Source organism: Curtobacterium sp. ME-Dv--P-122a (assembly GCF_030209645.1).
Taxonomy (GTDB): Bacteria; Actinomycetota; Actinomycetes; order Actinomycetales; family Microbacteriaceae; genus Curtobacterium; species Curtobacterium flaccumfaciens.
In genome coordinates, this window is the sequence record NZ_JARVRO010000003.1 from 63,406 (window position 1) to 74,629 (window position 11,224).

Annotated in this window: 13 protein-coding genes; 5 read left to right on the forward strand and 8 right to left on the reverse strand. The window is 69.0% G+C overall.

Annotation, left to right across the window (positions count from 1 at the left end):
- Window positions 1–24: 24 nt before the first annotated feature.
- Complete coding sequence (locus QRN49_RS02675) at window positions 25–558, forward strand: hypothetical protein (RefSeq protein WP_284753858.1); 534 nt, start codon at window positions 25–27, stop codon at window positions 556–558.
- Between the two features lie 312 nt (window positions 559–870).
- Here the strand turns inward: QRN49_RS02675 and QRN49_RS02680 are convergent, their stop codons facing one another.
- From QRN49_RS02680 to QRN49_RS02695, 4 genes are all read right to left on the reverse strand, one after another.
- Window positions 871–1,149, reverse strand: a complete 279-nt coding sequence (locus tag QRN49_RS02680) for a hypothetical protein (protein ID WP_284753859.1) — start codon at window positions 1,147–1,149, stop codon at window positions 871–873.
- Between the two features lie 40 nt (window positions 1,150–1,189).
- On the reverse strand, window positions 1,190–2,440 hold the full coding sequence (locus QRN49_RS02685) for an MFS transporter (protein ID WP_284753860.1): 1,251 nt from the start codon (window positions 2,438–2,440) through the stop codon (window positions 1,190–1,192).
- Window positions 2,425–2,997 (reverse strand): ArsR/SmtB family transcription factor, encoded by a 573-nt coding sequence (locus tag QRN49_RS02690; protein ID WP_111029949.1) that lies wholly within the window; start codon window positions 2,995–2,997, stop codon window positions 2,425–2,427. The genes QRN49_RS02685 and QRN49_RS02690 overlap by 16 nt, the downstream gene beginning before the upstream one ends.
- A gap of 71 nt (window positions 2,998–3,068) precedes the next feature.
- On the reverse strand, window positions 3,069–4,196 hold the full coding sequence (locus tag QRN49_RS02695; protein WP_284753861.1) for an FAD-dependent monooxygenase: 1,128 nt from the start codon (window positions 4,194–4,196) through the stop codon (window positions 3,069–3,071).
- Window positions 4,197–4,300: 104 nt separating this feature from the next.
- On the opposite strand from QRN49_RS02695, the gene QRN49_RS02700 reads away from it, so the two are divergent.
- Window positions 4,301–4,933, forward strand: a complete 633-nt coding sequence (locus tag QRN49_RS02700; protein ID WP_284753862.1) for a TetR/AcrR family transcriptional regulator — start codon at window positions 4,301–4,303, stop codon at window positions 4,931–4,933.
- A gap of 148 nt (window positions 4,934–5,081) precedes the next feature.
- Window positions 5,082–6,176, forward strand: coding sequence for an SGNH/GDSL hydrolase family protein (locus tag QRN49_RS02705; protein ID WP_284753863.1), 1,095 nt, complete (start codon window positions 5,082–5,084; stop codon window positions 6,174–6,176).
- Between the two features lie 213 nt (window positions 6,177–6,389).
- Here QRN49_RS02705 and QRN49_RS02710 read toward each other — a convergent pair whose 3' ends face one another.
- The 4 genes from QRN49_RS02710 to QRN49_RS02725 form a co-directional block, all read right to left on the reverse strand.
- Complete coding sequence (locus QRN49_RS02710) at window positions 6,390–7,004, reverse strand: enoyl-CoA hydratase/isomerase family protein (RefSeq protein WP_284753864.1); 615 nt, start codon at window positions 7,002–7,004, stop codon at window positions 6,390–6,392.
- A gap of 116 nt (window positions 7,005–7,120) precedes the next feature.
- Complete coding sequence (locus tag QRN49_RS02715; RefSeq protein ID WP_284753865.1) at window positions 7,121–7,477, reverse strand: hypothetical protein; 357 nt, start codon at window positions 7,475–7,477, stop codon at window positions 7,121–7,123.
- A gap of 3 nt (window positions 7,478–7,480) precedes the next feature.
- Complete coding sequence (locus tag QRN49_RS02720) at window positions 7,481–9,046, reverse strand: FAD-dependent monooxygenase (RefSeq protein ID WP_284753866.1); 1,566 nt, start codon at window positions 9,044–9,046, stop codon at window positions 7,481–7,483.
- 38 nt (window positions 9,047–9,084) lie between these two features.
- The gene (locus QRN49_RS02725; protein WP_110865268.1) at window positions 9,085–9,690 is read right to left on the reverse strand and encodes a TetR/AcrR family transcriptional regulator; all 606 of its coding nucleotides are present in this window, start codon (window positions 9,688–9,690) and stop codon (window positions 9,085–9,087) included.
- Between the two features lie 170 nt (window positions 9,691–9,860).
- Between QRN49_RS02725 and QRN49_RS02730 the strand changes: the two genes are divergently transcribed.
- A complete protein-coding gene (locus QRN49_RS02730; RefSeq protein WP_284753867.1) occupies window positions 9,861–10,379 on the forward strand; it encodes a hypothetical protein in 519 nt (172 codons plus the stop codon).
- A gap of 168 nt (window positions 10,380–10,547) precedes the next feature.
- Window positions 10,548–11,177 carry a hypothetical protein gene (locus QRN49_RS02735; protein ID WP_284753868.1) on the forward strand — a complete coding sequence of 210 codons (630 nt, stop codon included), beginning with the start codon at window positions 10,548–10,550 and terminating at the stop codon, window positions 11,175–11,177.
- Window positions 11,178–11,224: the final 47 nt, after the last annotated feature.

Here is an 11,224-nt window from a genome sequence, read left to right on the forward strand (position 1 = left end):
CAGCGCCGTCGGTACGTTCGGATCATGGGAACCGAACGGGCCGACGGACCGGCCGTGGACGAGCACGATCCGTACGAACGTCGCCCCGGTTACGTCACGAGTGCCGACGGCCGGACCGACCGGATGACCACGGACATGTTCGCGGGCGTCGTGGTCGGGTTCGTCCTGGTGCTCGTCTTCGGGTTCTTCCAGCTCGTCGAGTGGATCGCGATCGGAGCGGCCGTGGTCATCGGCGCGGCGGTGTGGTTGGTCCTGCGCAGTCGGCGACGGCGTGCAGATCGCCGCGCTGGTCGGTCGCCGGACGCCGTCCCGCGTGCTCGGGACCGGGCGATCGCCGAAGCGAACGGCGGTCGCCGGTTCTTCGTCGCCCAGAACCCGGTCGTCGTCATCGTGATGGGCGCGATCTTCATCGGTGTCGCGGTCGCCCCGCTGCTGTTCGGCGGGGTCTCCGTCGGCCGGATCGTGACCGGGGTCATCGTCGTCGCGAGCGGCGTCGTCTGCATCGTGCAGGGGATCGGCACGCTGCGGGTGCGTCGTCGGGAGCGCAGCGGGGGCTGAACCCTGGTCGTCAAGCATCTGGGGGCCGGTGGAGGTCTGCGGCTCGACGAACGGTGGCCCCGAGACCTGCCAGACCTACTGGCCCTGGGACGCCTGACGCGTCGTCGACGCGACCACAGGGCGGACGGGAGGCCCGGTGCCAGCTGGCACCGTCCCTCCAGGCACGGCCGCCTCGTGTGGTCTTCCGGGCGTCAGGGAGAGGGCTCGCGGGACCAGTAGTCCGCCTGGATCACGAGGAGGTCTCCCTGGACTTCTGACGTCAGGTTGATGACGCGTGGGTCCCACAGACTCCCGGGCAGCCTCGCGAACGGTTCAGTGCCCAACGTCGTCGACAGTTCGGTCGGGCTCATCCCCCGACGGCGGCTGCACGGACACGAGCGACCAGCACCCGCCGGACGCGCACTGCTCGTCCTCGTCGACGACCCTGCTCCCGGCCGGCAGGGGGATCGACGACGACGTCGGCACGTCGCCCTCCGTCGCCCCCGCGAACAGCAGTGCGGCGCGCAGACCGATGAACAGGACGGCCGCGGCAGCCACGACCAGAACGGTCACGACGATCGCTCGTCGGGTGTTCGTCCGGTGCCTGGTCACCTCCGCAGCCTAGGCGGCGGTTCGGGCGGACCACCGGACGTCAACCCGCTGACACCGCGACCGAGCGGCGTTCCATGAGCCGCCACGATCCTCCGAGCAGCGGCGTGAGCGTCACGACCGTGTACGCGACCGCGACGACGGCGAAGGTGGCCTCGACCCCCACGCCGTCGGCAGCGAGCCCGGCGAGCAGGCCGCCGACGGGGATGCCCGCCCACGCGCCGGCACCGAGCAGGCCGAACACCCGCGCGCGCATGTGCTCCGGGATCCGCTCGAGCTCGACGGCTCCGAGGATCGGGTTGATCGAACCGGCCGCGAGCCCGGAGAGCGCGGCGGACGCGAGCATCCACGGCAGGCCGAGCCCGAGGGCCGGAACGACCAGTGACGGCCCGCCGGCGAGCACGAAGCACAGGGCGAAGACCAACCGCCGTGGCACGCGGTGCGCCACGTACCCGAAGGCGACGGAGCCGAGGAACGCCGCACCCCCGAAGACACCGGTGACGAGCCCGAGCGCCTGCGCGCCGCCGAGCTGCTGGTCGGCGTAGAGCGGCAGGAGCGTGGTCGAGCGTGCGGCGTCGAGCAGGTTCGTCACGAGCACCAGCGCGACCACGAGCCGGAACAGGGGATCGCGGACGCAGAACCGGCACCCGTCGGCGATGTCGCGCCAGTACCCCTGCGACTCCACGGGCTCGCCGGACGCGACCGGCGCCACCGCACCGCGGACCGTCAGCGCCATGAGCATCGCGGCTGCCCCGAAGGCGATCGCCACGCAGGCGAGACCCGGCATCGGACCGAGGACGGCGACCAGGGTCCCGCCGAGGGGCGCACCGATCAGCACCGACAGCCGTGACGACGCCTCGAAGTGGCCGACGGCACGTTCGAGCGGCACGCCTGCCGCGGTCGCGAGCCCCGGCAGGAGCACCCGTCGGGCGGACTCACCCGGGGTGTCGAAAAGCCCGCTGACGAACACGAGCGCGAGGAGCGCCCAGAACGGCAGACCGACGGTCCAGGCGAGCACCGGCATCGCGAGCAGGGTGAGCCCGCTGACGACGTCGGACGCGACACTCGAGCGGACGAAGCCGACCCGCTCCACGATGGCACCGCCGAACGGGCCGCCGAGCACGATCGGCACCGTCGCCATGAACGCGGCGATGCCGACGTCGGTGGCGGAGCCGCCACGCGCGAGGACGGCGAACGGCACGGTGATGGTGGTGATGACGTTCCCGATGCGCGACACCACCTGCACCGCGAGCAGTGCGCGCAGTTGCGCCCGGGGGCTCAGCCGCGAGGCCATCGGTATGCCTGGTTCAGCACGAAGACCTGCTCGGAGCCGTCGCCGGCGTGGTGCTCGGCAGCGACACCAGCCCAGCGGTCCACGACGCCGCGGAGTTCCTCGCCCATGTCCTGGAGCTCGGCTGCCGTCAGGCGGAGCACGCGGTCCGAGCTCGAGGACGCCGACACCCACTCGCGTCCGAACGTCGGCGCGAGGTCGACGAACGCCTCGTAGTTCGCGGCGTACACGCGGGCGACCGCGTGGTCGAGGGTGTTGGTGGCGAGCAACCGCTCCGGGTCGTCGAGCGCATCGGCGAGCTCCCACACGGAGGCGTCGTGCGCGGCTCGCCACCAGCGCTCACGTCGGTCCGTGCCCGCGTCGGGAGCGGGTTCGATGAAGCCCGCGGCGGCGAGTCGGGTGCAGTGGTAGCTGATCGTGCCGGGCGCTTCGTCGATCACCTCGCCGATCGTCGCGGCGGTTTGCGGGCCGTTCGCACGCAACAGGCCGAGGATGCGCAGGCGTGTCGGGTGAGCGAGGGCGCGCATCTGGGCGGGGTCGTCGATCCGTCCTTGGGTCATGGTGCGACCCTATACGCACAAGAAGTCTTGTGGAATTGTTCCGAACAGGCGCCACCGCGGGGCGTCCGTACTCAGCGGTCGAGCAGCATCCTGTTGCGCGCATCGATCTGGTCCGCGGTCGCGGGGAAGTAGCTGCTGACACCGATGTGCTCGGCGTCGTGCTGTACCGCGTCGACGACCGGCCGGAGCGCGCGCTCGTAGTCAGCGAATGCCTGCTCGACGTCGCCGTCCGCGTCCCGGAGAGCGTCGTGGAGTGCAGTGGCGCCGATGATGGCGAGCGAGCCGCCCATCCCGGCGGCCGGGGAAGGGCAGTAACCGGCGTCGCCGACGAGTGCGACCCGGCCGGACGTCCACGCCGGCATCTTGATCTGGCTGAGCTTGTCGAAGTAGAAGGTCTCGGCGCCGATGGCTTCGTCGACGTGGTCCGAGAACGGCGAACCGGCCCGGAGCATGTGCTCGCGGAGGATGCGCTTCTGTGCCGCTTCGTCGTGGTGGTCGAAGGGGATCTCCTGCTCGGAGCGGAAGCCGAGGACGAGGTCGGTGGTGGTGTCGTACGAGTTGACCAGCATCGTGACGCCCGGTGCGTTGGTGATCTGGGTCGTCTGCGGTTCGATGACGAGGTCGTCGAGGATGGCGACGGAGAAGTACGTCCGCAGGAAGTGGCTGTACCGCGCTTCCTGCCCGAAGTGCAGTCGACGCACTGTGGAGTGGTTGCCGTCGCAGCCGATCACCATGGAGAAGTCCCGTTCGGTTCCGTCGCGGAAGGTGACGTGCACGCCCTCCTCGTCGGTCTGGTGCAGGGACGTGACCGAGTTGTTCCACAGCATCTCCACTTCGCCCTCGGTCGCGGCGGCGAGGATGTCGAGCAGGTCGTCGCGGTGGACCTCGTAGCCGTCGCCCGTCGATCCGGCCGAGGGCGGCACGGGATCCATCCGCGCGATGCGGTCTCCCTCCGGCGTCGTGAACTCCGTCACCCGCGGCGCCAGCGCCTTCGCCGAGATCTGCTCGAGCAGGCCCATCCGATCCACGATCGCGATGGTGTCGTCGCGGATGTCGACCGGGGTGCCGCCTCGCTTCAACCCGGAAGCGACCTCGACGATCGAGACGTCGTACCCGAGCCGACGCATCCACAGCGCGGTCGTGAGCCCAGCGAAACTCGCTCCTGCGATGAGTACCTGTTCCTGCTTCTGCGTGGTCATCGATCGTCCTCGTTCCTCGGTATCCACCGAACTTGTAGTGACTCTAAGTTCGGCCAACGTACCAGAACTTTGGGTCACTCAACGTTTCGTGTCAGACTCGGGGGATGGTGGAGTCGAGCGAGGGTGTTCCGTCGGGGCTGCGAGAGCGCAAGAAACGGGAGACCCGCGAGCGCCTGGGTGACGTTGCTGCACGCCTGTTCGCTGAGCACGGGTACGACGAGGTGTCGATGTCAGACGTGGCCCGAGCTGCAGGTGTTTCGGATCAGACCGTCTACAACTACTTCCCGACCAAACCCGATCTGGTGTTCGACCGAGCCGACGAGGTGCTCGAGAAGATCCGAGCTGCGGTTGCTGACCGAGGTGCGCACCAGTCGCCGGCGGAAGCGATGCGCACCATCGTCATCGAGGACGTCGATCGGTACGTCGCAGAGGATCCGGCTCTGGCGCGAGGGGAGTTCCCGGCGCAGTGCCGGCTCAGCGCGGTGCTCCGTCGACGGGCGCTGGAGTTCTACGACGAGGTCACGTCCGCGGTGGCAGCAGAACTGGCGGACACGGGTTTCGACTCGATGACCCGGCGTGCTCAGGCTGCCGCCCTCGTGGCCGTCGTGCAGCAGACCACCGAGGCCATCGGCGACGCGGTCCTCGCGGATGCCGACCGGGAATCGACCCGCAAGCGCTTGGTGGACACGGCCGGAGCGGCGCTTGACCACCTGTCCACCTGGTGCGCGCTGGCCTGATCCACGTCGAGGGATAGGACAGGACGGGTGCGCGGAGCGCATCCCATGCACCTTGTGGCCCTCTCATGGCGCGGGGCGTCCGACCGACCTACCGTCTACTTGTCAGACGATCGTCTGTCGAATAGGCCCTCTGGAAGGAACCTGCTCCATGCGTCACGCTCCTCGCCTCCGCCGGACCAACGCGCTGCTGATCACCAGCGGCGTCCTCACGGCGGCAGCGCTCGCTGTCGGGGCGGCCGGGCCCGTCTCCGCGGCCAACGCCGACGGCGCGGCACCCACCCAGTCCGTGGCCGCCGCCAGCGGTGACAGCTACGTGGCCTTGGGCGACTCGTACGCGGGCGGCTTCGGCGTCGGCCCGTACAGCTCGGGTCCGGCGGCCGGCTGCTTCCAGTCCACCACCGACTACCCGCACCAGGTCGCGTCATCCCTGGGACTCCAGCTCGACGACCGTGCCTGCGCCGGTGCCACCACCGGCAACATCTCCCGGGTCGCGCAGAAGACCGGAGCCGGAAGTGCCACCGCGCCCGTCCAGGCCGACGCGCTGTCGAAGGACACGGACGTCGTCACGGTGTCGATCGGTGGCAACGACCTGGGGTTCACCGGAGTCATCAAGAACTGCGTCGCGCTGGACAAGGCCGGCCCGGTGTTCTCGGAGATCCACGGGAAGACCTACGACCACTGCAAGGACTACTACGCACCGGTCGTGCACGGCGTCACGCGGGATCGTCTCGCATCGCGCATCCGCACCGTCGTGGCACCTCGGCTCGCGTCGACGTTCCGCGTCATCGCGCAGCGTGCTCCGCAGGCGAAGGTGTTCGTCGTCGGCTACCCGATGATCGCGCCGGGTGCGGCGCAGACCCCGAAGGGATGTTTCTCGAGCCTCCTCGGTGACTCCGGTCTCGAGCCGCCGTTCCCGCAGAACGCGTTCCCCTTCACCGCCACCGACACCGCCTACTTCCACCGCACCCAGAACGCGCTCGACGCAGCGGTCAAGGCTGCGGCGAAGGCTCGCGGCTTCACCTACGTCTCGACGCTGCAGGGCTCTGCCACGCACACCCCCTGTGCTGCGTCGGGCTCCGCGTGGATGGCGGGACTCACCCTGACTGATCGCGGCACCGCTGCGGACAGCACCCCGCTGGCCGGGACGAAGTACTCCATCCTGTTCGGCGCACTCCACCCGAACGCTGCCGGCATCGCGTACCTGCGTGACCAGACCAAGGCCGCGATCGTCGGATCGCGCTGACGCACCAGCGCCTGCGGGTCGCGTCGTCGACGCGACCACGAGACGGACGGGAGGCCCGTTGCCAGCTGGCACCGGGCCTCCCGTCCGTCTCGTGTGGACCACCGGGCGTCTGTCGTTGCACCGCGGGTCTCACCCGAGATGCAGTGAGCGGCCGGCGTGTGCTGCGTCGGCCGCTTTGGGACATTCCGGCGGGTTCCCGTCGGGGTTGTCGGATCAGAGCCCGCTGATCACTGATTCGAGTCGGAGTTCGCCGTCGCGGGTCTGCATGCCCGCGGCGAGCAGGACGTGCGCGCGGTCGGCCGCGGCCGGAGTGAACAACGGGCCGAGGAGCGCGTTCTCTGCAACCAAGCCTGCACGGGTGATCGGGCTCGGGGCAGCGTTCACCGCCTTCTTGACGGCGGACACGGCTGCGGGCTGCAACCCGCCGATCCGGCGGGCCAACGCGTCGACGAAGGAGTGGATCTCGTCGGCCGGGAGTGCTCGGTTCACGAGACCGTACCGCTCTGCGAGTTCGGCATCGACGAGCTGCGCACCGAGGAGGATCTCGAGTGCACGCGCCCGGCCCACGAGTGCGGTCAGGTACTGGGTGCCTCCACCGCCGGCCATGATGTCCATCAGCACCTCCGGCTGCGCCTGGCCGGCAGCGCCGATAGCCAGTTGCGACGCATCGCGGTGCAGACACTCGTGATGGCCGCCTTGGGTTGCGTCATCGTCGCGTACGACGGATGGGTCGAGAGCGGCGGAGCTGAGCGCCTCGGTGAGCTGGTCGAGGACGCTTTCGCGGCCCTTGCCCAGGGAACGGTTCGCTGACGAGCCACGAGCGTCCAAGGCAACGTGCGGGGAACAGCGTTCTCCCGTCCCGGGTGCGAATGGTCTTCGGAGACTGCTTCTCCGGAGACGTGTTCTTCTTCACGTACTCTCGCGCGCTTGTGACTGTTCAGCGGTCAGATGAGCAGCCCGATGGTGAGCACGACGATCCCGCCCGCCGTGAGCAGGGCCGGTCCCGCGACCCGGCCGGGAACGGGCCGTTCCGTCGTACGTGCGAAGAAGGCGGCGACGAGCATCGACGTCGCGCCTCCGTAGATGAGCACGAAGGCTTCGGGGAAGAAGCCGATGATGTGGACCACGAGCCCGGCGAATACCGTCAATGCCGACGTGAACAGGTGGGCTCTGGAAGCTGCTGGGAGCTCAGGCATTGCTCGTGTTCTGAGGAGAAGGCCGATCAGACACCAGATCGAAGCGGTCGCGAAGAGCGCACCGCTGATCGAGACGATCGCGGCTCCGATCACGTCGAGGTTCACGCGTTACACCGCTCCGGTAGAGCCGTGTTCGGGTGTTCCGAACCAGGCTGCGAGTGCCTCTGTGAGGGAGGCGGGGTCGGTGTGGGACCAGGCGACGAATCCGTCGGGCCGAATCAACATCGAGGTCTGTTCATGCGTTGTGGCCAGCGGCACGTAGTCGACGCGGTCGTTCCATCGAGCGATGGTGTCGCGGTACGTGCCGGTCGCGTCGACCAGGATGGGGTGGGCGGTGCGGAGCAGTTCCGGGATTCTGCGGATGGTCCCGTCGGCGAGTTCGACCTGTGATGACGGTGCAAACCATCCGGTGGGGCCGTCGGGGTTCGCGGAGTTCGCGGGGCTCGTGTCGTAGCGGACGTCCGAGCCGGCGAGGAGATCTGCGATGCGCTGCACGGTGGTCGTGTCGGCGAGCATCTCGGCGAAGAGGTCGCGGAGGGCGGTGACATCCGAGCCGGGCGCCATGAGGGCGGTCTGCGCTTGGGTCTGCATGAAGACGCGTTGTCCGAGCGGGCGCCGCTCTGTCTCGTAGGTGTCGAGCAAGCCCGCGGGGGCCCAGCCGTGGAGGCTGGCGGCGAGTTTCCAGGCGAGGTTCGCCGCGTCCTGAAGCGCGAGGTTCAGGCCGGGTCCGCCTGCGGCAGAGTGCACGTGTGCGGCGTCGCCGAGGAGGAAGATCCGCCGGTCGCGGTAGCGGTCAGCGACGCGTGTGTTCCGACCGGTCAGACGGCGCAGCAACGTCGGCTCACCGTCGGCTGGCGCGTTGAGGTCGAGGCGGACGCCGAGGACGCGCTCAAGGCTGTCCTCCATCTCGGTCAATGTCATGGCTGCTCCCTCACCAGGGAAGCTGCGGTCAGGCTGGTCCTCCCATTCCGCGGTGTAGACCAGCGGGTGCTCCGGGTCACGGAGGGCGATGGTGACGACGCCGGTTTCAGTGCGGTGGAAGCTCTCCGCGATCTCTCCCAGACCCGCAACGTGCACTTTCCCGGGGCCGGCGGGCGTCAGCTGCTCAGTTGGTGCGATCAGGGCTGTGCGGTCCACGATGTGGTGGTCGGTGTTGCCGGGGAAGCCGATACCGGAGAGCTTCCGAACAGTGCTTCGCGCACCGTCACTCCCCACGAGGTACTGCGCCGACGCGGTGCTCTCAGCTCCGGTCGCGACGTCGACGAGGTCGACGGTGACGGAGTCGTCGTGTTGGGTGAAGGAGCGCATCTCGACGCCACGACGGATCGCAACGCCGAGTTCCGCTGCGCGGTCGTTGAGTACGCGCTCGAGGTCGCGCTGGTTGATGTGGAGCAGGTACATCGGGTTGCGGTCGCCGAGCGAGTGGAGCGGCAACGGCAGCGCTCCGAAGAAGAAGCCCGGAGCCGGCTCCGGGACGGCCCGCCCAGCACACCGCTCGAACAAGCCGCGGTGGTCCAGTAGTCGGACGACCTGCCCGGTCAAGCCGTGCGCCTTGTCCCATTGGTTGATCTCGGGGAGGCGTTCGAGGACGAGGGGGTTCGCACCCGCGAGCTTCAGCTCGCAGGCGACGAAGATGCCCACGGGTCCGCCCCCGACGATGACGACGTCGTACATGATGGTCTTCCTTCTGGCGAAGAGTGTGGGATCAGTGGTCAGCGGAGGTGGTCGAAACCGTCGCCGAGGAGTTGGAACGCAGCTCGGAGGATCGGCTGGAGGGGTTGTGGCTCCGCGCGCGCCGCCCAGGACTCCAGCGTTGTCAACAAGGTCGACAGCGCAGCGGCGGACACCAGACCAGGAATGGGATCCTCCGGTGCTGCGTCTGAGCGCGCCGCGACGGCGGCCGCGAACACTGCGTTCGCTGCGCGGGCACCTCGATCGACGGCTGACTGCATGCCTGGCGTCGACAGCACTGCGAGCAGCCCGCTCTGCTCCTCCCGGGACGGGGTCGTCGTCTCTTCTGCCTCGTACGGCGCGAGCAGCGCCTCCGTGATGGCAGTCCACAACGGCTCCTCGCGCGGCCGCTGGAGCAGATCGTCGGCCGCCGTGCGCACGCGTTGCACGTGGCGGTCCGCGATCGCGTCTTCCTTGCTCGAGAAGTAGTTCCCGAACGTCCGCCTCGACACTCCGACCCGACCGACGATGTCCTCGACACGGATGTTGTCGAGCCCCCGCTCCCGGGCGAGCAACACTGTCGTCACACTCAACGCGTCACGGATCGCTGCCTTCTTCTGCTCACGGAACGAGATCTCGTCTGTCATGACACCAAACTAGAACAAGTTTGCCCATTGGGCAAGTTTACTCAATGGGCAACTACTGACCTCGGGATCAACGGATCACAGACGGTCGTTCACGAGGCACTCATCGACCCGGGGGAGAGCGGCGTGCCCGAGTGGAACGACCGTTGCGCTCGCTCGATAGCCTCCTGCGCGTGGGCATCTCCGACTTCGACGTTGCACCCAGCGCCGGGTCGCAGTTCGGGGTGGTCGTGCTCGGACTCGCGAGCGCGGTCGCCGGAGTTCTTGCCGTCATCGGATGGCCACTGCCCGTCATCTCGTCGACACACGGCCGAGGTCAGCACGCGTGGGCGCGCACCGTCCGTGAAGTCCACGACTGGTTCGCGCACGACGGCTGGCGGATGTCCGGCGCATCGTGGATCTACGGTGCTCTCGCGGTCGTCGCCCTGGCCGCCGTTGTCATCCTGCGCCATCCTGCCTGGAGCGGCCGCCGTGCGCTGCTCATCGTCGTCATTCCGGCCGCAGTGCTCCTCGTGTTGGGCCCCGCGCTCCAGTGGGTTCTCGGGCTGCCATGGTCGAACTACGGAAGCGGATCGGCCGGCGGGACGGCCATCGGCATCGTCGTCACGGTCGTGTGCGGCGCCGTGCTCACTGGGTTCCGTCAGTCCCTGCGGCGAAGAGCCCGCCGCGACGAATCGGCGCCCGCCCGCTGAGGAGGCCGAGGTCGGAGCAAACGGGGGCTGTGCTGGGGCGAACTCCGAATCGGCGTTGCTGGTTACCGCAATATCGCTGAGGAACCATCGTGTGCGCCGGTTGTCCGGCAGTACGGTCCGGGAACAGCCTGACCCGAGGCTGCGAGAAGCCGACCCGAAGGCGACCCGATGGACAACTCCGACGAGCGACGGCCTGGCGCCCTCGCGTTCAAGAAGCACCTCGGCGAGCAGTTCGGCGGTGATCTCCGGCGGACAAGAGCAGCTCCGGTCGCGCCACGACTCCACGGCGCGGTGCAGGCGACTGCCGTGCGAGCGCACACCGCCGGCGGCTCGAACGGCGGACTCCGTCAGGTCGTTGCTGAGCCAGTCCCGTTGCGGTTCGAGATGGCGAGCACGGGGCTGTCCCTCGCCGGCCCGGGTGTCGCGATCGGATGCGGAGTCGCGCGCACGATCGGCCCGCGAGCCCTGCCAGCCGCCGGGAACGCGGATCTCGAGGTGCGCGACGCAGAGCTCGACGAACGCGACGGGTTCGAGGCACAGCTCGCCGCGGTGCTCACGGAGTCCCGGCCTGTCGTCGTCGAACTCGCTGCAGAGGAGCTGGCGGCGGACACCATCGTCATGCCCGTCGTCGGTGATCGTGTCCACTACAGCCGGGGTTCCGGGCACCTCATCGGGCTGCAGGGAGTCGTCGTCGCGTCCGATGACGGACACGCCCTGCCGCGCGGGCTGCGGTCCGTGCAGCTCGACGGTGAGGCGTGGCCGATCGTCGTCGCGGTGGTGTCCCTGGACCGGATCTAGCTGATGCTGCGACCAGGTGCCGGTCCCGGCACGAGCGCCGCGACGCG